Source organism: Pseudomonas sp. 05N431 (assembly GCF_056397005.1).
Map to the genome: position 1 here is coordinate 468,008 of NZ_JBFTMN010000002.1, position 21,276 is coordinate 489,283.

At 59.6% G+C, this 21,276-nt stretch carries 18 protein-coding genes; 9 read left to right on the forward strand and 9 right to left on the reverse strand.

All coding sequences use genetic code 11. The features are described from left to right. Positions 1 to 72: 72 nt before the first annotated feature. Positions 73 to 2,343 (reverse strand): bifunctional 23S rRNA (guanine(2069)-N(7))-methyltransferase RlmK/23S rRNA (guanine(2445)-N(2))-methyltransferase RlmL, encoded by a 2,271-nt coding sequence (rlmKL, locus tag AC1DIG_RS05195; RefSeq protein WP_477766417.1) that lies wholly within the window; start codon positions 2,341 to 2,343, stop codon positions 73 to 75. A 545-nt stretch (positions 2,344 to 2,888) separates the two neighbouring features. On the opposite strand from rlmKL, the gene rmf reads away from it, so the two are divergent. Next, on the forward strand, positions 2,889 to 3,104 hold the full coding sequence (rmf, locus tag AC1DIG_RS05200) for a ribosome modulation factor (protein WP_003223300.1): 216 nt from the start codon (positions 2,889 to 2,891) through the stop codon (positions 3,102 to 3,104). A gap of 243 nt (positions 3,105 to 3,347) precedes the next feature. On the opposite strand, the gene AC1DIG_RS05205 is transcribed toward rmf, so the two are convergent. Then, complete coding sequence (locus AC1DIG_RS05205; RefSeq protein ID WP_054593241.1) at positions 3,348 to 4,367, reverse strand: quinone-dependent dihydroorotate dehydrogenase; 1,020 nt, start codon at positions 4,365 to 4,367, stop codon at positions 3,348 to 3,350. A 249-nt stretch (positions 4,368 to 4,616) separates the two neighbouring features. Here AC1DIG_RS05205 and AC1DIG_RS05210 point away from each other — a divergent pair, with 249 nt between their 5' ends. The 8 genes from AC1DIG_RS05210 to cobA all read left to right on the forward strand — a co-directional run bounded on the left by AC1DIG_RS05210 (position 4,617) and on the right by cobA (position 16,363). Then, a complete protein-coding gene (locus AC1DIG_RS05210) occupies positions 4,617 to 5,828 on the forward strand; it encodes a CmpA/NrtA family ABC transporter substrate-binding protein (RefSeq protein WP_477766418.1) in 1,212 nt (403 codons plus the stop codon). Between the two features lie 15 nt (positions 5,829 to 5,843). Then, positions 5,844 to 6,419 (forward strand): ANTAR domain-containing response regulator, encoded by a 576-nt coding sequence (locus AC1DIG_RS05215; protein ID WP_145015334.1) that lies wholly within the window; start codon positions 5,844 to 5,846, stop codon positions 6,417 to 6,419. A 338-nt stretch (positions 6,420 to 6,757) separates the two neighbouring features. Further along, positions 6,758 to 7,969, forward strand: coding sequence for a nitrate/nitrite transporter (locus AC1DIG_RS05220; protein WP_477766419.1), 1,212 nt, complete (start codon positions 6,758 to 6,760; stop codon positions 7,967 to 7,969). A 7-nt stretch (positions 7,970 to 7,976) separates the two neighbouring features. Further along, complete coding sequence (locus AC1DIG_RS05225) at positions 7,977 to 9,647, forward strand: bifunctional protein-serine/threonine kinase/phosphatase (RefSeq protein WP_477766420.1); 1,671 nt, start codon at positions 7,977 to 7,979, stop codon at positions 9,645 to 9,647. Positions 9,648 to 10,094: 447 nt separating this feature from the next. Then, positions 10,095 to 12,548, forward strand: a complete 2,454-nt coding sequence (gene nirB, locus AC1DIG_RS05230) for a nitrite reductase large subunit NirB (RefSeq protein WP_477766421.1) — start codon at positions 10,095 to 10,097, stop codon at positions 12,546 to 12,548. Beyond that, the gene (gene nirD / locus AC1DIG_RS05235) at positions 12,545 to 12,862 is read left to right on the forward strand and encodes a nitrite reductase small subunit NirD (protein WP_019689480.1); all 318 of its coding nucleotides are present in this window, start codon (positions 12,545 to 12,547) and stop codon (positions 12,860 to 12,862) included. The genes nirB and nirD overlap by 4 nt, the downstream gene beginning before the upstream one ends. Further along, positions 12,862 to 15,579: a nitrate reductase gene (locus AC1DIG_RS05240; RefSeq protein WP_477766422.1), complete on the forward strand. Its 2,718-nt coding sequence runs from the start codon at positions 12,862 to 12,864 to the stop codon at positions 15,577 to 15,579. The genes nirD and AC1DIG_RS05240 overlap by 1 nt, the downstream gene beginning before the upstream one ends. A 10-nt stretch (positions 15,580 to 15,589) precedes the next feature. Further along, on the forward strand, positions 15,590 to 16,363 hold the full coding sequence (gene cobA / locus AC1DIG_RS05245; RefSeq protein WP_477766423.1) for a uroporphyrinogen-III C-methyltransferase: 774 nt from the start codon (positions 15,590 to 15,592) through the stop codon (positions 16,361 to 16,363). Between the two features lie 104 nt (positions 16,364 to 16,467). Here the strand turns inward: cobA and AC1DIG_RS05250 are convergent, their stop codons facing one another. The 7 genes from AC1DIG_RS05250 to AC1DIG_RS05280 form a co-directional block, all read right to left on the reverse strand. After that, positions 16,468 to 17,442 carry an OmpA family protein gene (locus tag AC1DIG_RS05250; RefSeq protein ID WP_477766424.1) on the reverse strand — a complete coding sequence of 325 codons (975 nt, stop codon included), beginning with the start codon at positions 17,440 to 17,442 and terminating at the stop codon, positions 16,468 to 16,470. A 107-nt stretch (positions 17,443 to 17,549) separates the two neighbouring features. Then, on the reverse strand, positions 17,550 to 18,140 hold the full coding sequence (gene sigX, locus AC1DIG_RS05255) for an RNA polymerase sigma factor SigX (protein WP_477766425.1): 591 nt from the start codon (positions 18,138 to 18,140) through the stop codon (positions 17,550 to 17,552). A 90-nt stretch (positions 18,141 to 18,230) separates the two neighbouring features. Continuing rightward, on the reverse strand, positions 18,231 to 19,055 hold the full coding sequence (locus AC1DIG_RS05260) for a mechanosensitive ion channel family protein (protein WP_046053154.1): 825 nt from the start codon (positions 19,053 to 19,055) through the stop codon (positions 18,231 to 18,233). Positions 19,056 to 19,057: 2 nt separating this feature from the next. After that, positions 19,058 to 19,303 carry a hypothetical protein gene (locus tag AC1DIG_RS05265; RefSeq protein ID WP_054593251.1) on the reverse strand — a complete coding sequence of 82 codons (246 nt, stop codon included), beginning with the start codon at positions 19,301 to 19,303 and terminating at the stop codon, positions 19,058 to 19,060. A 63-nt stretch (positions 19,304 to 19,366) separates the two neighbouring features. After that, the gene (locus tag AC1DIG_RS05270) at positions 19,367 to 20,362 is read right to left on the reverse strand and encodes a zinc transporter ZntB (RefSeq protein WP_477766426.1); all 996 of its coding nucleotides are present in this window, start codon (positions 20,360 to 20,362) and stop codon (positions 19,367 to 19,369) included. Positions 20,363 to 20,387: 25 nt separating this feature from the next. After that, the gene (gene rraA, locus AC1DIG_RS05275; protein WP_427540250.1) at positions 20,388 to 20,879 is read right to left on the reverse strand and encodes a ribonuclease E activity regulator RraA; all 492 of its coding nucleotides are present in this window, start codon (positions 20,877 to 20,879) and stop codon (positions 20,388 to 20,390) included. An 87-nt stretch (positions 20,880 to 20,966) separates the two neighbouring features. Continuing rightward, positions 20,967 to 21,266, reverse strand: a complete 300-nt coding sequence (locus AC1DIG_RS05280; protein WP_429538384.1) for a Rieske (2Fe-2S) protein — start codon at positions 21,264 to 21,266, stop codon at positions 20,967 to 20,969. Positions 21,267 to 21,276: the final 10 nt, after the last annotated feature.

Below are 21,276 nucleotides of genomic sequence, written 5' to 3' on the forward strand. Positions count from 1 at the left end.
GCCATTAGATTAGCCAGCGCAAAAACACCACAGAACCTCGAAAAATCAAGGCTCTGTGGATCCAATCAGGCCTCAGCGCGCCATGATTTTCCAGGCGCGATGGATCTTGCCGTTACGGGCAAAGTCCGGGTCGATGGTTTGTGCGGTGATCTCCTCGACGGCATAGCGCGCCGTGAGGTTCTCTTCGAGCTGGAACTTGCGAAAGTTGTTGGAGAAATACAACACGCCACCCGGCGCCAGACGGGCCATGGCCAGGTCCAGCAACTGTACGTGGTCACGCTGCACGTCGAAGATCCCTTCCATGCGCTTGGAGTTGGAGAAGGTCGGCGGATCGATAAAGATCATGTCGAACTCGTCACGGTTGGCTTCCAGCCAGGCCATCACGTCGCCCTGCTCCAGACGGTTCTTGTCGGAGAAACCGTTCAGCGACAGGTTGCGACGCGCCCAATCGAGGTAGGTTTTCGACAGGTCGACGCTGGTGGTGCTGCGTGCGCCGCCCTTGGCTGCATGAACGCTGGCGGTTGCGGTGTAGCAATACAGGTTGAGGAAGCGCTTGCCGGCCGCCTCTTTCTGAATCCGCAGGCGCATTGGACGGTGATCCAGGAACAGGCCGGTGTCGAGGTAGTCGGTCAGATTGACCAGCAACTTCACGCCGCCTTCGTTCACCTCGGTGAACTTGCCCTGTGCGCTCTGGCGCTCGTACTGCTTGGTGCCGCTCTGACGCTCGCGACGCTTGACGACCACGCGGCTCTTGTCGATGTTCAAGGCTTGTGGAATGGCTGCCAGCGCATCGAACATCCGCGCCGAGGCCTTTTCCGGGTCGATCGACTTCGGCGCCGCATATTCCTGAACGTGGACCCAGTCGTGATACAGATCGATGGCCATGGAGTATTCCGGCATGTCGGCATCGTAGACACGGTAGCAGTCAACACCTTCACGCTTGACCCACTTGCCCAGCGCCTTGAGGTTTTTTTGCAGGCGGTTGGCAAACATTTGCCCGCCTTCGCTCAGACGTGGCTGCTCAACAACGGGAGCCGGCGCCGGTGCAGGTTTGATCGGGTTGCCGTTCTTGTTGTACTGACGCTCTTGCGGCTCGGCCGGCGACTGATCGTAGGCCGCCTGCTCGCGTTCGGCCTGACGCTGCTCCGGGGTACGACGCTCCCCTGTGACGAACTGGTCCGGCAGTACTTTGATCAGCAGCAATTTGCACGGCAAGGCGCCGTTCCAGAACGAATACTGTTTGTGGCTGCGAATACCCATGCGCTTGCCCAGATCCGGTGCGCCGGTGAACACCGCCGCTTCCCAGTTCAGGCAGGCCTGACGCAGACGCTCGCCGAGGTTCTGGTAGAGATAGAGCAAGCTCGCCTCGTCGCCCAGACGCTCGCCGTATGGAGGGTTGCAGATCACCAGGCCTTTCTGGTTCTGGTCCGGACGCGGCTCGAAGGTCGCGACTTCGCCCTGGTAGATCTTGATCCACTCGCTCAGGCCGGCGCGCTCGACGTTGTTGCGGCCCGGTTGAATCAGCCGTGGGTCGGCTTCGTAACCGCGAATCCACAACGGCGGCTTGGCCAGACCGGCAGCAGCACGGGCGACGGCTTCTTCGTGAAGTTTTTTCCACAGCGCCGGCACGTGACCGAGCCAGGCGGTGAAGCCCCACTGCTCGCGACGCAGGTTCGGCGCCATGTCGGCGGCGATCATCGCCGCTTCGACGAGGAACGTACCGACACCGCACATCGGGTCAGCCAGGGCGCCGCCTTCAGCCGCAATGCGCGGCCAGCCGGAACGGATCAGAATCGCCGCGGCGAGGTTTTCCTTCAGCGGCGCCGCACCCTGCTGCAGGCGATAACCGCGCTGGTGCAGGCTGTGACCGGACAAATCGAGGGAGAGGATTGCTTCGCCACGGTCCAGACGCAGGTGAATGCGCAGGTCCGGGTTGAGCTTGTCGATGGACGGACGCTCGCCCGACGGGGTGCGCAGTTTGTCGACGATGGCGTCCTTCACTTTCAGGGCGCCGAAGTGCGTGTTGTCGATGCCCGAGCCGTGACCGCTGAATTCGACGGCCAGGGTGCCGTCATTGAGCATGTGGTCTTGCCACTCGATATCCAGCACGCCGTGGTACAGGTCTTCGGCATCCTTCATCGGGAAACGCTTGAGCACCAGCAGCACCCGGTTAGCCAGACGCGACCACAGGCACAGGCGATAAGCCGTTTCCATGTCGGCCATGCCGCGCACAGCCGACGTGTGCTCACGCGCTTCCTCAAGGCCAAGCCCGACGGCTTCCTCGATCAGCAGGCCTTCGAGGCCCTTGGGGCAAGTGAGGAAGAGTTCGTAACGATCCGACATGGGAGTTCCAGGGCCTTTAGCAATAAGTGAACGGACAACGCATTGACCGCTCGGTTTTCAATCAAGCGCTTTTCTTGAAGAGCGCTCGCGTGGCACGAAAGTGTGCCGTCCGACCCTGGCCGCACAGCCAACCAACCGGTTGAATGAGCTTAGATGCCCGGGCAGATAAAAAATTCTGTGCAACAAAATGTCATAACTCGACCCTTCGTCGAATAGTACCCGAGTGCAACGGGTGGACATTTTTACTCAACCATTAGCCTCATCATCCAGTGAAAGGCCGATCATAGCGAGCTTTGGTCAATGAACACGGGAATTACATCGTGTTACTTATGGCCTTAGCATCATTATCGTTACGTCCTTATGACAAAACGATCATTCCCTCGATGTGACGCATTGGTTAGAACTCAATACAGGTTGACGTCGCAACGGCGTCAACACCTTGGCTCGTGACGCCGGCAGCGAGCCACCAACGGCAGAAATTTTTCTGCCTGACCTCGATCGAGGTCGACGCGACAAATACAGTCAACAAGTGAGGGAAACACCCTATGAGAAGACTTAAGCGTGATCCGTTGGAAAGAGCATTTTTGCGCGGATATCAATATGGCGTTGGTGGAAAATCCCGTGAGCTTTGCCCCTTTACTCTACCGTCGGTACGCCAAGCCTGGATCAACGGCTGGCGAGAAGGACGCGGCGACAACTGGGACGGTATGACCGGCACTGCGGGAATCCATAGACTCAACGAACTTCACGCCGTCGGCTAAAACAGGGCACACACTCCGACACGAAAATCTGAATATGTAACGACTTAACCACGCACGTCCTCTCCGGACGGCGGGCTTCGGCCCAAGGGCTCCTTCGAGGAGCCCTTTTTTATGCCTTCAAAACCCCAACCTTGAGCTGCAAACACACCTGTGGGAGCGAGCTTGCTCGCGATAGCGGTTTAACACTCAACAATGATGTTGGCTGAAAGTCCGTCATCGCGAGCAAGCTCGCTCCCACAGGGTTTAGCGCAAGGCCGCGATAGCATCCACCGACTCACGGATGAGCGCCGGGCCTTTGTAAATGAAGCCAGAGTACAGCTGCACCAGACTGGCGCCCGCAGCGATTTTCTCAGCCGCGTGCTTGCCTTCGGTAATACCGCCCACCGCGATGATCGGCAAACGCCCGGCCAGCTCGGCGGCCAGCACCTTGACCGTGTGAGTGCTCTTGTCGCGCACCGGAGCGCCGGACAAGCCGCCCGCCTCGTCACCGTATTCCATGCCTTCGACGCCTACGCGGCTCAGGGTGGTGTTGGTCGCAATCACCGCGTCCATCCCGGTGTCGATCAGCGCTTGCGCCACCTGAACGGTTTCTTCATCGGTCATGTCCGGTGCGATCTTGATCGCCAGCGGTACACGCTTGCCGTGGCGCTGAGCCAGGTCTTCCTGGCGCTGACGCAAGGCTTCGAGCAGTTGCTTGAGCGAGTCACCAAACTGCAGGCTGCGCAGGCCCGGAGTGTTCGGCGAGCTGACGTTGACTGTCACGTAACTGGCGTGGGCGTAGACTTTGTCCAGGCAGATCAGGTAGTCGTCGACCGCACGTTCAACCGGCGTGTCGAAGTTCTTGCCGATGTTGATCCCCAGCACGCCCTTGTATTTGGCTGCCGCCACGCGTGCCAGCAGATGATCGACGCCGAGGTTGTTGAACCCCATGCGGTTGATGATCGCCTCGGCTTGCGGCAAGCGGAAAATCCGTGGCTTTGGATTGCCCGGTTGCGGACGCGGGGTGATGGTGCCGATTTCAACGAAGCCGAAACCCAACTGCGCAAACCCGTCGATGGCCGCACCGTTCTTGTCCAGACCAGCCGCCAGACCCACCGGGTTTGGAAAATCCAGGCCCATGACATTCACCGGCAACTGCGCTGGCGCCTTGCACAGCAAGCCATTGAGACCCAAACGCCCACCTGCGCCGATCAGGTCCAGGGACAGATCGTGGGAGGTTTCCGGGGAGAGTTTGAACAGCAGTTGGCGGGCCAGGGTATACATGGGCGGGCTTGACTCGGTTGGCGGCGAAATAAGGCGGCGATTATAGCCGTGCATCGGGGTCGCAAGCGAGGCGCACGATGAAATCAGCCATCAGTGGCATATGCCTTGCACTGGTACTGACATCTGCACCCATGCCAATGGCGGGATGCGTGCCAGGTTACGATTTGAAAGGACAACGGCGTCGTCACCTGGCCTGGTTTGCACATGGGGCCTGGGTACGGCGCTTTTTTCATGCAAGGTGCTTATGTGATGACTGAACCTGTAGCAGGACCGCTGGCCTGGATCAACGGCAGCGATGCCCCGGAAAATACCGCGATCAACCTTGGCTTCATGGCCCTGAGCGACTGCGCATCCGTGGTGGTTGCGGCGACTCAGGGCTTCGCCCAACCCTACGGGTTGACCCTGAACCTCAAGCGCCAATCGTCGTGGGCCAACCTGCGGGACAAACTGGTCAGCGGCGAACTGGATGCCGCCCACAGCCTCTATGGTTTGATCTATGCGGTGCATCTGGGCATCGGCGGCGTCGCCGCGACGGACATGGCCGTGCTGATGGGGCTGAACCAGAACGGTCAGAGCATCAACCTTTCTCATGGCCTGCAAGCACTGGGCGTGACCGGTCCTGAAGCGCTGCACCGTCACGTGCACCAAAGTCGCCCAAAACTCACCTTTGCCCAGACCTTCCCCACTGGCACCCACGCCATGTGGTTGTATTACTGGCTGGCGAGCCAGGGCATCCATCCGTTGCAGGATGTCGACAGCGTCGTGGTGCCACCGCCTCAAATGGTCGCGCACTTGCAGGCTGGACGGATCGACGGTTTCTGCGTCGGCGAACCCTGGAGCGCCAGTGCGGTGAAGCAGAACCTCGGCTTCACCCTGGCGACAAGCCAGACCATCTGGCCCGACCACCCGGAAAAGGTCCTCGGCTGCACCCGTACCTTCGTCGAGCAATACCCGAACACCGCACGGGCGCTGGTCATGGCGATCCTGGAGGCCAGTCGCTTCATTGAACAAAGCACGGAAAACCGTCGCAGCACCGCGCAACTGTTGAGCGCTAGCGAATACCTGGACGCACCACTCGACTGCATCGAACCACGCTTGCTGGGCGATTATGCCGACGGCCTGGGCAATCGCTGGCAGGACCCTCACGCGCTGCGCTTTCACGCTGGCGGCGAGGTCAACGTGCCGTACCTTTCCGACGGAATGTGGTTCATGACCCAATTCCGGCGCTGGGGTTTGCTGCGCGAAGACCCGGACTATCTGCAGGTGGCACGTCAGGTCCAGCAACTTGGTGTCTATCGCGATGCCGCCAGCGCGCTGGGGATCGCGGGCCAGAATCAGGAAATGCGCAGCAGCCAGTTGATCGACGGTAAAATATGGAATGGCTCGGACCCGGCGGCGTATGCCCGCAGTTTCAAGCTGCACGCCATGGCCGACACCTCCGCTCTTCTCGCCCGCCGCTGACAGGAGGCTGCAAATATGTTGCGTATCCTGCTGATCAACGACACGGCGAAAAAAGTTGGGCGCCTCAAAGCGGCACTGACTGAGGCCGGGTTTGAGGTAATCGACGAGTCGGGCTTGACCATCGACCTGCCCGCACGCGTCGAAACGGTGCGTCCGGACGTAATCCTGATCGATACCGAGTCACCGAGCCGCGATGTATTGGAACAAGTGGTGCTGGTCAGCCGCGACCAGCCGCGGCCGATCGTGATGTTCACTGACGAGCACGACCCGGATGTCATGCGCCAGGCGATCAAGTCCGGCGTCAGCGCCTACATCGTCGAAGGCATTCATGCCGCACGCCTGCAACCGATCCTCGACGTGGCCATGGCACGTTTCGAAAGCGATCAGGCCCTGCGTGCTCAACTCCAGGCCCGCGACCAGCAACTGGCCGAGCGCAAGCGCATCGAACTGGCCAAGGGCTTGCTGATGAAAATGAAGGACTGCAATGAAGAGCAGGCCTACACCCTGATGCGCCGCCAGGCCATGAGCCGCCAGCAGAAGCTGATCCAGGTGGCCGAGCAGATCATTGCCATGAGCGAGTTGCTGGGCTGACCCTTTCTGGCGCCTGTAAGGGCCCCATCGCGAGCAAGCTCGCTCCCACAGTTGATTTGTGAACGACGCAATTCCCCTGTGGGAGCGAGCTTGCTCGCGATGGGCCGCAACTCGGTTTCGCCTGTTGGCACAGATCTCGCTAAGTAAACCGCACAGGTAGCCAACGGCGGTTGCCCCACCTACGACAAAGACGTCGCATACCCCTTTCGCGCAAGTGCAGCGGGTTGCGGCGTTTTTTCGTTTTGGCCCCACAGCCCGGGGCCGGTGGTGCGGCCGTCGCGGCGCGCCACCGCAAAGCTCATGACTCCCTTCGAGACTCTTTACAGCTGAGGTGCGCGATGAATTCAAGCTTCTGGAAATCCGGCCATACCCCGACACTCTTCTCGGCCTTTCTGTATTTCGACCTGAGCTTCATGGTCTGGTACCTGCTGGGTCCGCTGGCAGTGCAAATCGCCGCCGACTTGCACCTGACTACCCAGCAACGCGGGCTCGTGGTGGCCACGCCGATTCTGGCCGGGGCCTTCTTGCGCTTCGTGATGGGATTGCTGGCGGATCGTCTGTCGCCGAAAACCGCCGGGCTGATCGGTCAAGTGATCGTGATCTGCGCCCTGTTCGGCGCCTGGAAGCTGGGCATCCACAGCTACGAACAAGCGCTGCTGCTGGGCCTGTTTCTCGGCATGGCCGGCGCCTCGTTCGCAGTCGCCCTGCCCCTGGCCTCGCAGTGGTATCCGCCACAGCATCAGGGCAAGGCGATGGGCATCGCCGGCGCGGGCAACTCGGGCACGGTGTTCGCCGCGCTGATCGCCCCGATGCTGGCGGCTTCATTTGGCTGGAGCAACGTCTTTGGCTTCGCACTGATCCCGCTGATCCTGACGCTGATCATCTTCGCCTGGCTGGCGAAAAACGCACCTGAACGGCCGAAAGCCAAATCCATGAGCGACTACTTCAAGGCCCTCGGTGACCGCGACAGCTGGTGGTTCATGTTTTTCTACAGCGTGACCTTCGGCGGCTTCATCGGCCTGGCCAGCGCCCTGCCCGGCTACTTCAACGACCAATACGGCCTGAGCCCGGTCACCGCCGGCTACTACACCGCAGCCTGTGTATTCGGCGGCAGTTTGATGCGGCCACTCGGTGGCGCATTGGCGGATCGTTTCGGTGGCATTCGCACCCTGCTGGTGATGTACACGCTGGCCGCGACCTGCATTGCTGCCGTGGGCTTCAACCTGCCCAGCTCCTACGCTGCACTGGCACTGTTCGTCTGCACCATGCTCGGCCTTGGCGCGGGTAACGGTGCGGTGTTCCAGCTGGTGCCACAACGCTTTCGCCGCGAAATCGGCGTGATGACCGGGTTGATCGGCATGGCGGGCGGCATCGGCGGTTTCGCCCTCGCGGCGGGCATGGGCGCGATCAAACAGAGCACCGGCAGCTATCAGTTGGCCTTGTGGTTGTTCGCCAGCCTCGGTGTTCTGGCCTGGTTTGGCCTGCACGGGGTCAAGCGTCGCTGGAGAACCACCTGGGGTTCGGCTGCTGTGACTGCCGCGCGGGTATGATGTACCGATGAGCCTGCAATTGAGCTTCGCCGAGGCCAGCGCCATCGGCCCACGGGACGAAAACCAGGACGCCCTGCGCCTGGTCACGCCCGCCGCTGAACTGGCGGCGAGCAAGGGATTTCTGTTCGCCATCGCCGACGGTGTCAGTCAATGCGCCGATGGCGGGCTGGCAGCCAGGGCAACCTTGCAGGCCCTGGCCCTCGACTACTACGCCACGCCGCAGACCTGGGCTGTGGCACAAGCGCTGGACCGCCTGCTGCTGGCACAGAATCGCTGGTTGCAGGCCAATGGCGGCGGCCAGCCATTGCTCACCACCGTCAGCGCGCTGGTGCTGCGCGGTCGTCGCTTCACCTTGGCGCATGTTGGCGATTGTCGGGTGTATCGCTGGCACGCCGATCAGTTGCAGCGCATCACTGAGGACCACGTCTGGGAACAACCGGGCATGCAGCATGTGCTCAAACGTGCACTGGGGCTGGATCAACATCTGGTGCTGGATTTTCTCGACGGTGAATTGCGTGCGGGCGAGAGTTTCGTCCTGCTGAGCGACGGCGTTTGGGCAACGCTGGGCGACACCGCCATCGCCGCCATTCTGCGCGATCAACCCGACCTCGACAGCGCAGCGCAAACCCTGGTCAACGCCGCTCACCTGGCCGGCAGTCAGGACAACGCCAGCGCGCTGCTGGTGCGGGTCGACACCCTTGGTGAAACGAGCATCGGCGATACGCTGATCCAACTACAGCAATGGCCATTACCGCCGCCACTCAAACCCGGTCAGGCCTTCGAGGGCTGGCATGTCGAGAGGCTGCTCGGGCAGAGCCAGCAGTCGCTGATTTACCGTGTACGGGATGGGCAGCAACAGCCCTGGCTTCTGAAAACACTCCCTTTGCAGTTGAACAACGACACCGCGACCGCACAGGCGCTGCTCTCTGAAGAGTGGTTTCTCAAGCGCGTTGCCGGTCGCAGCTTTCCGGAAGTTCACCCGGCGGCGCAACGTCAGCACCTCTATTACGTGATGCGCGAGTATCCGGGGCTGACCCTGGCCGAGCTGTTCGCGCAAAACGGTCCGTTGCCACTGCCCCAATGGCAGCAACTGGCCGAACGTTTGCTGCGGGCGGTGGGCATGTTGCACCGGAGGCAAATCTTCCATCGCGACATCAAACCGGAAAACCTGCTGCTGGCTGACGACGGTGAGTTACGGCTGCTGGATTTCGGCCTGGCGTACTGCACCGGCTTATCCGAAGACCAATCGAACGCCCTGCCGGGCACCCCGAGCTATATCGCCCCGGAAGCGTTCAACGGGAATCCACCGACACCGCAACAGGATCTGTATGCGGTTGGCGTGACGCTTTATTACCTGGCCACCGGGCATTATCCCTACGGGGAAATCGAAGCCTTTCAACGTCCGCGCTTTGGCCTGCCAATCAACGCCAATCGTTATCGGCCGGATTTACCCGACTGGCTGGGACAAAGCCTGGAACGTGCGGTGTGCGCCGACCCGGCGCAACGTTATGAGACGGCGGAGGAATGGTTACTGGCGCTGGAGCAAGGTGAACGGCGCAGTTTGAGTGTGCGACCAAGACCGTTGCTGGAACGTGAACCGTTGAAGGTCTGGCGGACCTTGGCGCTGGTGTCGCTGCTGATCAATCTGGTGCTGTTGTATCTGGTATTTCATGGCTGAGATCCAGTCGCGCCTTTCGCGAGCAAGCTCGCTCCCACAAGAGATCTTCAGCGAACACAGCATCTGCATACGACGTTGATCAAATGTGGGAGCGAGCTTGCTCGCGAAAGCGGACTTATAGCCCCCTCGAATCTATCGCCCATACGCTCCATTAACGGGCAACGCGCTTTGATTCGGTGCAAAAAGACCAATCCAGATACTGAATAACGAAGCAAATCCCAACAAAACCGCGCCCTCCCCCGATTTGGCACGACCACTGCATTACCTTTTTCAACAGACATAAAGCCCGGCCTTCAACGACGAAGGGCGTGCTTCCCGAGAGAACGGGACCAGGACAAAGGCGTCCTCGCTAGGAAACTAGCGGGACGCCTTTTTTTGTTTGCGCAAAATTTGTCGAGCCAGCCTGACCGCCCTGATGAGGCAAGCCTGAGCTCCCCGGAGAACCTGATGAAAAAACTAAAACTGGTGATGATCGGCAATGGCATGGCCGGGGTTCGCACCCTGGAAGAATTGCTCAAGCTGAGCAGCGAGCTGTATGACATCACGGTCTTCGGTGCCGAGCCCCATACCAACTACAACCGCATTCTTCTTTCGCCGGTGCTGGCGGGTGAGCAGACCTTTGAAGAGATCGTGCTTAACGATCTTGATTGGTACCTGGAAAACAACATCAAGCTGCTGCTCAACCGCAAGGTGGTGGAAATCGACCGGGTCAAACGCCGGGTCATCGCCGAAGACGGCAGCGAAGCCGAATACGACCGACTGCTGATCGCCACCGGCTCGACGCCATTCATCCTGCCGATCCCAGGCAATACCCTGGAAGGCGTCATCGGCTACCGCGACATCGCCGACACCCAGGCCATGATCGACACCGCCAAGACCCACAAACACGCAGTAGTCATCGGCGGCGGCCTGCTGGGCCTTGAAGCCGCCAATGGGCTGATGCTGCGCGGCATGCACGTGACCGTGGTGCACCTCGGCGAGTGGTTGCTGGAGCGGCAACTGGACAAAACCAGCGGCCAGTTGCTGCAAACCGCACTGGAAGGACGCGGCTTGCACTTTCGCCTGTGCGAACAGACCCAGGCCCTGCACGACGCCGGTAATGGCCGGGTCGGCTCGGTGCAGTTCAAGAACGGCGACATCATTCCCGCTGACCTGGTGGTGATGGCCGCCGGCATTCGTCCCAATACCGAACTCGCGGAAAAATCCGGCATCCCGTGCAACCGCGGGATTCTGGTCAACGACACCCTGCAAACCTATGACCCGCGCATCTACGCGATCGGCGAATGCGCCAGCCACCGTGGCATCGCCTACGGCCTGGTAGCGCCGTTGTTCGAGCAGGCCAAGGTCTGCGCCAACCACCTGGCGCAACTGGGGTTTGCCCGCTATTCGGGCTCGGTGACCTCGACCAAATTGAAAGTCACCGGCATCGACCTGTTCTCCGCCGGTGACTTCATGGGCGGCGAAGGCACCGAAACCATCACCCTCTCCGACCCGATCGGCGGGGTCTATAAAAAACTGGTGATCAAGGATGACGTGCTGGTCGGTGCCTGTCTGTACGGCGACACCGCGGATGGCGGCTGGTATTTCCGGCAGATTCGTGAGAACCACGCCATCGGCGAAATCCGCGATCACCTGATGTTCGGCGAAAACGCTCTGGGCGATGTAGGCCATCAAGGCCAGGACAAAGCCATGAGCATGGCTGACAACGCCGAAGTCTGCGGTTGCAATGGCGTCTGCAAGGGCACCATCGTCAAGGCGATTCAGGAACACGGGCTGTTCAGCGTCGACGAAGTCAAGAAACACACCAAAGCGGCCAGCTCCTGCGGCTCCTGCGCCGGATTGGTGGAACAGATCCTGATCAACACCGTCGGCGGTGCGGCGGACGTCAAACCGAAAAGCGAAAAAGCCATCTGCGGTTGCAGCGACCTCAACCACGGACAGATCCGCCAGGCAATCCGCGAAGAGCATCTGCTGACCATCGCCGGGACCATGAGCTACCTGAACTGGCGCACCCCGAATGGCTGCGCCACCTGCCGCCCGGCGCTCAACTACTACCTGATTTCCACCTGGCCAGGCGAGGCCAAGGACGATCCGCAATCACGGCTGATCAACGAACGGGCCCACGCCAACATTCAGAAAGACGGCACGTACTCTGTAGTCCCTCGGATGTGGGGCGGTGTGACCAATCCTTCGGAGCTGCGGCGCATTGCCGATGTCGCCGACAAGTACAACGTGCCCATGGTCAAGGTCACGGGCGGCCAGCGCATCGACTTGCTGGGGATCAAGAAGCAGGATCTTCCCGGCGTCTGGAAGGACCTCGACATGCCGTCCGGCCATGCCTACGGCAAATCGATCCGCACGGTAAAAACCTGCGTCGGCAGCGAGTTCTGCCGCTTCGGTACGCAAAACTCCACGCAACTGGGCATCGAACTGGAGCATGACCTGTTCAACATGTGGTCGCCGCACAAGGTCAAGCTGGCGGTCTCTGGTTGCCCGCGCAACTGCTCGGAAGCCGGGATCAAGGACGTCGGAATCATCGGCGTCGACTCGGGTTGGGAGATGTACATCGGCGGCAACGGCGGGATCAAAACCGAGGTCGCGGAATTCTTCGTCAAACTGAAAACCGCTGAAGAGGTGCGCGAGTACAACGGCGCGTTCCTGCAGCTGTATCGCGAAGAAGCCTTCTACCTAGAGCGCACCGTGCACTACCTGCAACGGGTCGGCATGGAACACATCAAGAAAGCCGTGCTGGAAGACCCGGAGCGCCGCAAAGCGCTTAACGACCGGCTGCAATTCTCCCTGTCGTTCGAGCAGGACCCATGGAAAGAACGCCTTGAGCAGCCATTGCTGAAGAAGGAGTTCGATGTGATCCCCGTGAAAAACCTGGAGGTGTCGGCATGAACTGGCTGGATATCTGCGCACTCGAAGAAATCAACGCCCTGGGCTCGCGCATCATCAGCGGCCCCAAAGGTGACATCGCGATTTTCCGCACCAGCGACGACGAAGTTTTCGCGCTCGACGACCGCTGCCCACACAAGGGCGGACCACTGTCCCAGGGACTGATCTACGGCAAACGCGTCGCTTGCCCGTTGCACAACTGGCAGATCGACCTGGAGTCCGGTCAGGCCCTGGCACCTGATGTCGGCTGCGCTCATCACCATCCGGCACGGGTGGAGAACGGTCGGGTCATGCTGGCTCTGCGGGAAGCAGGCTGATGAGCCGCCAGACGACCGCCTCGACCTGCTGTTATTGCGGGGTGGGCTGCGGCGTACTGATCGAGCATGACGGCGAGCAGATCCTCGGCGTCAGCGGCGACCCGACGCACCCGGCCAACTTCGGCAAGCTGTGCAGCAAAGGCTCGACCCTGCACCTCACCGGCGACCGTGCAGCGCGGGCGCTGTACCCGGAACTGCGCCTCGGCAAAGGTATGGCCCGCAGCCGTACCGATTGGGACACCGCTCTCGATCACGCCGCCAGCGTGTTCGCCGACACGATCGCCGAGCACGGCCCGGACAGCGTGGCGTTCTATATCTCCGGGCAACTGCTGACCGAAGATTATTACGCTTTCAACAAGTTGGCCCGGGCGCTGGTCGGCACCAACAACATCGACAGCAATTCGCGACTCTGCATGTCGTCGGCGGTGGTCGGCTACAAGCGCAGCCTGGGCGCCGACGCCCCGCCGTGCAGCTATGAAGACCTTGAACTGAGCGATTGCGTGATGATTGTCGGCAGCAACATGGCCTACGCCCATCCGGTGCTGTTTCGCCGACTGGAAGAAGCCAAATCCCGCCGACCACAGATGAAAGTCATCGTCATCGACCCCAGGCGTACGGACACTTGCGACCTCGCCGACCTGCACCTGGCCATTCTGCCCGGCACCGATGTCGCGCTGTTCCATGGGATATTGCATCTGCTGCTGTGGGAAGACTGGGTCGACCGCGAGTTCATCAAGGCGCACACCGAAGGCTTGGCCGAGCTGAAAAACCTGGTGCGCGATTACACCCCGCAAATGGTCGCGCAACTCTGCGGGATCAGCGTTGAACAGCTGCAGCAATGCGCCGAGTGGGTCGGCACCTCAACCAGTTTTCTCTCGCTGTGGTGCATGGGCCTGAATCAATCCACTGCCGGCAGCGCAAAAAACAGTGCACTGATCAACCTGCACCTGGCCACCGGGCAAATCGGCCGCCCAGGTGCGGGCCCCTTCTCGCTTACCGGTCAGCCGAATGCCATGGGCGGGCGCGAAACCGGCAGTTTGTCGAACTTGCTGCCTGGCCATCGCGAAGCGGCCAATGCTGAGCATCGCGCCGAAGTGGCGGCGTACTGGGGCGTCGAGAAACTACCTGACACCACCGGGCTAACCGCCATCGAACTGTTCGAACAGGTCCAGAGCGGCAAGATCAAAGCATTGTGGATCGCCTGCACCAACCCGGCGCAGTCGTTGCCGGATCAGCAAACCGTGCGTGCGGCGTTGCAGGCTTGCCCGTTTGTGGTGCTGCAAGAAGCCTTTCGTACCACCGAAACCGCGCCCTTCGCCGACCTGCTGCTGCCGGCCGCCAGTTGGGGTGAGAAGGAAGGCACGGTGACCAACTCCGAACGGCGGATTTCCCACGTTCGCCGCGCCATCAGCGCACCGGGTGAAGCGCGCCCGGACTGGGCGATCACTGTGGATTTCGCACAGCGTCTGGAACAGCGCCTGCGTCCAGCACAGCCCAGCCTGTTTGCTTTCGAGCAACCGGCGCAGATCTTCGATGAATACAAACAACTGACACGCGGACGCGATCTGGACCTCTGCGGGATCAGTCATGCACTGCTCGACCGCCTCGGCCCGCAGCAATGGCCGTTCCCGGACGGCGCCTTGAGCGGAACGCCACGGCTTTATGCGGACGGAATTTTTCCTACCCAGAGTGGCCGCGCACAGTTTGTCGCCGACCCTTATCGCGCCGCCAAGGAGCAACGTGACGCACGCTTTCCGCTGACCCTGATCACCGGGCGCCTGCGCGATCAATGGCATGGCATGAGCCGCACCGGCACGGCTGCGCAATTGTTCGGGCATGTCAGCGAAGCCCTGTTGAGCCTGCATCCTGATGAACTGCGTCGGTATCGGCTGCAAAACGGTGATCTGGTCAGCCTCAAAAGCCGTCGAGGCAGCCTGATCGTTGCGGTCGGCGGTGATGACAGCGTGCGCCCGGGCCAGGCGTTTCTGCCGATGCACTGGGGAGACCGTTTCCTCAAGGGTGGCGTCAATACGCTCACACAACCGGCGTTCGATCCTCTGTCGAAACAACCTGAACTCAAGCACAGCGGCGTGCGTATCGAACCGGTAAAGCTGCCATGGCATTTGTTCGCACTGGTTGAGGGCGATGTTCAGCAGCATTTCGAGACCTTGCGACCACTCTGTGAGGGCTTTGCCTACGTCAGCCTCAGCCTGGCCGGCCGTGAACGCCCAGCGCTGCTGATACGCGCTGCCAGCGCCCAGGCACCCGACCCGCAACGGCTGCATGACATCGATCAACAACTGGGACTCAACGATGGCCCGGTCCTGGCTTACGACGATCCACGGCGCGCCATTGGCAAACGCGTGCGCATCGAACAGGGCCGGATTACCGCCATTCGTCTGGCCGGTGAAACCCTTGCCCAACACTGGCTGCAAAACCTCTGGCTGGAAGGCCGCGCCGACGAACAACTGCGGCGCTGGCTCTTGGCACCGTTGAGCACGCCACCCGGCAGTGCAGGTGCATCCGTCAGCGCCAACAAAACCCTGTGCAACTGCAAGAACGTCAGCGAAGGCGCGGTGTGTGCCGGTATTCGCAGCGGCCTGGATTTGCAGGGTCTGAAACAACAACTCGGTTGCGGCACGCAATGCGGCTCCTGTATCCCGGAAATCAAGCGTCTGTTGGCGGCCAGCGTGCAGCCCGTCGCAATCACCTCGTGAGGAATAGAACATGAGCGCAAAAGTCTGGTTGGTGGGCGCAGGCCCCGGTGACCCTGAATTGCTGACCCTCAAAGCTGTACGGGCGCTGAACGAAGCCGATGTGGTGCTGATCGATGACCTGGTGAACGACGCGGTGCTGGTGCATTGCCCGCAGGCACGCATCATTGCGGTCGGCAAACGTGGTGGCTGTCGCTCTACTCCGCAGGCGTTCATTCATCGCTTGATGCTGCGTTATGCCCGCCAAGGCAAGTGCGTGGTACGGCTCAAGGGCGGCGATCCATGCATTTTCGGACGCGGCGGTGAAGAAGCGCAGTGGCTGCGCGAGCGCGAGATTGAAGTGGAGTTGGTCAATGGCATCACCGCAGGCCTGGCCGGCGCAACGCAATGCGATATTTCCCTGACCCTGCGCGGCGTCGCCCGCGGCGTAACGCTGGTCACCGCGCACACTCAGGACGACAGCGAGCTTAACTGGCGAGCCTTGGCTCAAAGCGGTACGACGCTGGTGATTTACATGGGCGTGGCGAAATTGAGCTCAATTGGCGAGCAATTGCTCGCTGGTGGGATGGCCGCTGATACGCCCGTGGCGATGATTGAAAATGCTTCATTGCCACACCAGCGTGAATGTCGGAGTAGCCTGACAGCGATGCAGGAAGATGCCCACAGCTTCCAACTGAAAAGCCCGGCGATCCTGGTGATAGGTGCAGTGGCTGCCAGTGACAACGCCAAGAGATCGCAGCCTGCGGCAGCTCCTTTAGAAGAGTTCTGGAACGCTAACCTCGCATAGTGCCCTCGAAGGCTCGGGCCGCGTTCGGACGATCTTCCAAAAAGCCAAATCGCAGGCAAAGAAAAGCCCGGCCTAAGCCGGGCTTTTCCGAACTACCAGGCTAATTACTTAGCGGTAGCTTCAACCTGCGCTTCTACGCGACGGTTTGCAGCGCGGCCAGCGTCAGTGCTGTTGTCAGCAATTGGGCGGGACTTGCCATAACCAACCGAGTGAACGCGGTTAGCTTCAACGCCGTCTTTGACCAGAACTTGCTTAACAGCGTCAGCACGACGCTGGGACAGCTTCTGGTTGTAAGCGTCAGGACCGACGTTGTCGGTGTGACCTTCAACTACGGTGGTGGTGTTCGGGTACTGCTTCATGAAGTCAGCCAGGTTCTTCACGTCGCCGTAGCTGTTTGGCTTGACAACAGCCTTGTTGAAGTCGAATTTCACGTCCAGTTGAACGCGAACAACTTCAGCAACTGGAGCTTCTGGAGCTGGCTCTGGAGCCGGTGCTGGAGCTACTGGAGCTGGAGCAACTTTGCCGCCGGTGCCGCCGAAGTTAACGCCCAGGCCGATCAGAGCCTGGTAGTCCCAACGACCGTTGTCCAGCTTGTAGTCGGCTTCAACGCCAGCACGAGCGTACAGGTTGTCGGTCATGTACCACTTGGCGCCAGCGCCAGTGGTCAGGTAGGTGGACTTGTCACGACCAGTGTGACCGTCAGCAGCGACGTTGGTCATGCTGCCGTGGGATACACCGCCTTCAACGTAAGGACGGATAGCGTCGCCAACGGTACCGAAGTGGTACTGGGATTTCAGACCGAAGTGATCGCCACGGATCCGCTGGTTGCCAGTGTCGGTGTCCGAACGAGTGTATTCGTCTTTGCGATAGGTCGCGTTCACAGACACGTCATCGGTCAGGAAGTAGCCGATCGAGACGCCAGGAGTACGGCCGTTCTGGTAGGAATCGACGCTGTGGTTCCAGGTTTTGCCCCAGAATGCTTCTCCTTCGACCGCGCCTTGGCCTTGTGCCAGAGCGCCGAACGAAGTAGCGGCAATAAGAGAACCAATGGCCAAGCCCAAGGTGTTTTTCAGTTTCATCCGTTAAATCCCCATCTGGTGATTGTAAAGCAGTCCCGCAAACCGGGGGACAACTCGGCGGCAAGTCTATCAGAACTTGCCTACACGTAAGAAATATTTGCGCTGAACTAAGTTTCAGTGATGCCTGCAAATTTCTCACGCAATTTGTCAAGAGCGCGTTTGTACCGCATTTTCGTTGCACTCAAACCCATGTGCATGATGTCCGCGATCTCCTGAAACTCCAACTCTGCGACAAATCGTAGCACTAGAATTTCTCGGTCAATCGGGTTCACATACACTAACCAGCGATCAAGTCCACCCTTTTCCTCAGGTTTCGGCGCCTTCTCTTCAGACGCTTCCTCAAGGGGGTCCAGACTCAAAGCATCCATCAAGCGACGCTTACGCCGTTCCTTCCGATACTGCGTGATGCATTCGTTGTACGTGATGCTGTAGAGCCACGTTTTGAACTTCGATTTGCCCTCGAAGTTCTTCAAGCCGTACAACACCTTCAACATCACTTCCTGACAGACATCATCTGCATCACGATCGTTCCCAAGATACCGTGCACAAACGTTAAATAATGTTCTCTGATAACGCCGCATCAGCTCTTCGTAGGCGCGCGTCACGTGAAACAGCTCCGTGTGCGAGCGCGCGACCAACTCCTCATCAGAGAGTTCGCGGGGGTCGTAGCGCATGGATAGCGATTGGGCTTTATTCAAAACAAGTCGGGCCGACAGTCAGGTCAATGTCCGCCGCAGCCCATCGTATCGGGCATTTTGCGGCGGCATACATTAGCAGGGTTTGCCGGGTTAGCGGCTACTAACATGCTGTTCCAGGAGGATCCGATTGGAAAGTGAGACTAGCTCACCCTCATCGGTCAGCAATGTAGTTTTAACCGTGCCGATCTCTTCGATCTGACCTTCGACCTCACCAACACGTACTTGTTGCCCAACCTGATACAACTCACGCACATAGATTCCAGCAAGAATCTGACCAGCGATTTCCCGACTTCCCAACCCCATGGCCAAGGCAACTGCCAGACCAACGGTAATCAAGACAATCACGATCACATGGTTCAGCAGGTCTGTTTTGACCTCAAGCTGACTGATCGCGACCGAAATACTGATGATGATCACCAGGCCTTGAGCGATACGCCCAAGACCTGCTGCGTAATCCAGCCCTACGCCTTCTGCGGCGCCACGCACCAGCCCATTGGCCAATTGTGCGAGCAACACGCCCACCAGCAACACCAGCGCGGCGCCGAATACTTTCGGCACATACAACGCCAACATATCGAGCGTAGCCGAAACTCGCTCCAAGCCAAGGGATTCTGCAGCAGAAACCAGGAAAATCAGCAAAACGAACCAATAAACGATCTTGCCGATCAGCGTAGAGATCGGCACCTGCAGCCCTGCGCGGGACAGCAGCTTGGTCAAGCCGGTACCGCCCATCAAGCGATCCAGGCCCAGTTTTGCCAGCAATTTCGAGAGCAGGGTGTCGAGCAGCTTGGCTACGACAAAACCCAGCAGAAGCACTACCAGTGCGCCGAACAGGTTAGGAATGAAGTTCGCTACCTTGGTCCACAACGCAGTCATTGCCGTGACGAGGCTCTGAGTCCAGAGATCAAGTTCCATATTCAATCAGCCTTATCAGCAGTGCGGGCAGCAGGTTTATGACGGGAAACCGGCATGACATGGGCCGATCCGTTATTCAGGGCGATCATCAGCGCGGGCAGCCAGCGGCCCAGCAGGCTGAACAGATCACCGGCACCAACCTGGCGGTTGGCGGTTTTCAGCACACGCCCCAGACAGGCATCGTCGTCACGGGTGGACGGTGATGCCTTGAGCATGTCGCGCAAGGACTGTTCAAACGGATCGTGCATACGCACCTCTCGTGATATCTGTGAAAGACGCGATCAAAATTCTTCGGGTCACATGGCTCTCCCTCATACCCAGCGCAAACGCCGGAACAACCACCACTGCCCCACCCCTACCGTCACCATCATCAGGCAGGCAATCACGAAGCCATAAGGGTTCCCGGAAAAAGGAATTCCGCCGACGTTTATCCCGAGCAAACCGGTCAGAAAACTCATCGGCAAAAAGATCCCGGTGATGATCCCGAAGCGGTACATGATGCGATTCATATGCACGTTCAAACGCCGGTCTTCAGTCTCAAGCACCAGCCCCACGCGCTCTCGGGTCAATTCCAGCTCTTCCAGGTAACGCGTCAGGCTGTTGTTCAATTCGTTCCAGTAGTCGCTGTCATCGTCGACAAACCAGGGCAGTTTTATCCGCGTCAGCTGGCCGAAGATTTCCCGCTGCGGAGCAAGGAAGCGCTTCAGTCCTGCCGCTCGCCGACGGATCTGCACAATGGAGCCATGCTCCGGAGTATACCGTTCGTCGGCATCCAGCTTTTCTTCTTCGTCATCGACGATTTCGGAGAGATCGCTGACCAGATCCTGCACCTTATGGGTGAGGTACTGAGCCAGATAAAGGACCAGTTCGGAGGTGGTTTTCGGCCCCTTGCCCTCATTCAGTTGCACCAGCAACTCATCGGTGGCGCGTAACGGGCGTAAACGCAGGGAAATGACCCGCTGAGCAGAGGCGAAGATGCGTACTGACACCATGTCTTCAGGCTCGGCACCCGGGTTGAGGTTGATTCCGCGCAAAAACAGCAACAACTCGGAGTCCGGCAGCGCCAACAGGCGCGGCCGGGTGTTCTCTTCGAGCAGCAGGTCACAGCTGAACTCACTCAGGCCGCTGGATTTACGCAACCAGGTCTGAGTTTGCGGGTGACTACGGTCCCAGTGCAGCCAAAGGCTTTCATGGGGTTGCAGTTGCAGGTCATCCAGTTCAGTCCGGGCAAGCCAACGCGCACCACCTTTACCATCCAGCACCAGGGCATGCACCAGCCCCCACTGCGCGTTTTCTTCCTCGAACATCCTCACCCCTGGCTGAATCAGTTATTTATTCCGGCATTTTCAACGGACTAGGCGAGACGATCACGCCATTGTTGTCCGCATAGATGTATTCACCCGGACGGAAAGTCACGCCGGCGAAGGTTACCGCAACGTTGAGGTCACCGAGGCCACGCCTGTCGGTTTTCATCGGGTGACTGGCCAGCGCCTGCACACCCAGGTCGGTTTGCGCAATAACGTCGACATCACGGATACAGCCGTAGATGACCAACCCTTCCCAACCGTTTTTCGCGGCTTTCTCGGCGATCATGTCGCCCAGCAAGGCGCGGCGCAGTGAACCACCGCCATCGACCACCAGCACCTTGCCATTCCCTTTGAGCTCGGCCTGCTCCTTGACCCGCGAGTTGTCTTCGAAGCACTTGATGGTAACGATTTCGCCGCCGAAGGAGTCACGGCCACCAAAATTGCTGAACATCGGCTCCAGCACCTGCACCAGTTCCGGGTAGGCATCACACAGGTCGGGAGTAAGGTAATGGTTCATCGAGAAACTCCTGTAAGAGAAAGAACAGATCGTGGGCTGTCGAAAATCGCAGGGGTTACGGCACTGAAACGAGTATCAGCAAAGAATTTAAACATCTATTCCGATGCGATCCCCCTCGTAAGCCACCTTCAGCATACTCAAGCCAGGACACTGTGCCTGTACCGGCACGCCGCTGGGCAGCTGAAATTCGATACCGTGGCGCTGACAACGCAGGATATTTCCCGACAATGTCGCGCTGCCGAGCGGCGAGCCTTGGTGCGGGCAGCTGTCTATCAGCAACAACGGCTGATTATCCAGCACCAACAACAGCAGGCTACGCCCTTCAACCTGGAACGTCCGCCGATAACCTTCATTCAGATTGATCAGACGCTCAAGCGGTACGAACATAAGGCCGACT

What these genes read in the sequence shown, in the direction of transcription:
- cobA (WP_477766423.1), top strand. Translation starts at nt 15,590, where the DNA reads ATGAGCGCAAAAGTCTGGTTGGTGGGCGCAGGCCCCGGTGACCCTGAA.
- AC1DIG_RS05225 (WP_477766420.1), top strand. Translation starts at nt 7,977, where the DNA reads ATGAGCCTGCAATTGAGCTTCGCCGAGGCCAGCGCCATCGGCCCACGG.
- AC1DIG_RS05220 (WP_477766419.1), top strand. Translation starts at nt 6,758, where the DNA reads ATGAATTCAAGCTTCTGGAAATCCGGCCATACCCCGACACTCTTCTCG.
- AC1DIG_RS05250 (WP_477766424.1), bottom strand. Translation starts at nt 17,442, where the DNA reads ATGAAACTGAAAAACACCTTGGGCTTGGCCATTGGTTCTCTTATTGCC.
- rlmKL (WP_477766417.1), bottom strand. Translation starts at nt 2,343, where the DNA reads ATGTCGGATCGTTACGAACTCTTCCTCACTTGCCCCAAGGGCCTCGAA.
- rraA (WP_427540250.1), bottom strand. Translation starts at nt 20,879, where the DNA reads ATGAACCATTACCTTACTCCCGACCTGTGTGATGCCTACCCGGAACTG.
- AC1DIG_RS05280 (WP_429538384.1), bottom strand. Translation starts at nt 21,266, where the DNA reads ATGTTCGTACCGCTTGAGCGTCTGATCAATCTGAATGAAGGTTATCGG.
- nirB (WP_477766421.1), top strand. Translation starts at nt 10,095, where the DNA reads ATGAAAAAACTAAAACTGGTGATGATCGGCAATGGCATGGCCGGGGTT.
- AC1DIG_RS05210 (WP_477766418.1), top strand. Translation starts at nt 4,617, where the DNA reads ATGACTGAACCTGTAGCAGGACCGCTGGCCTGGATCAACGGCAGCGAT.
- rmf (WP_003223300.1), top strand. Translation starts at nt 2,889, where the DNA reads ATGAGAAGACTTAAGCGTGATCCGTTGGAAAGAGCATTTTTGCGCGGA.
- AC1DIG_RS05240 (WP_477766422.1), top strand. Translation starts at nt 12,862, where the DNA reads ATGAGCCGCCAGACGACCGCCTCGACCTGCTGTTATTGCGGGGTGGGC.
- AC1DIG_RS05205 (WP_054593241.1), bottom strand. Translation starts at nt 4,367, where the DNA reads ATGTATACCCTGGCCCGCCAACTGCTGTTCAAACTCTCCCCGGAAACC.
- AC1DIG_RS05260 (WP_046053154.1), bottom strand. Translation starts at nt 19,055, where the DNA reads ATGGAACTTGATCTCTGGACTCAGAGCCTCGTCACGGCAATGACTGCG.
- AC1DIG_RS05215 (WP_145015334.1), top strand. Translation starts at nt 5,844, where the DNA reads ATGTTGCGTATCCTGCTGATCAACGACACGGCGAAAAAAGTTGGGCGC.
- AC1DIG_RS05270 (WP_477766426.1), bottom strand. Translation starts at nt 20,362, where the DNA reads ATGTTCGAGGAAGAAAACGCGCAGTGGGGGCTGGTGCATGCCCTGGTG.
- nirD (WP_019689480.1), top strand. Translation starts at nt 12,545, where the DNA reads ATGAACTGGCTGGATATCTGCGCACTCGAAGAAATCAACGCCCTGGGC.
- AC1DIG_RS05265 (WP_054593251.1), bottom strand. Translation starts at nt 19,303, where the DNA reads ATGCACGATCCGTTTGAACAGTCCTTGCGCGACATGCTCAAGGCATCA.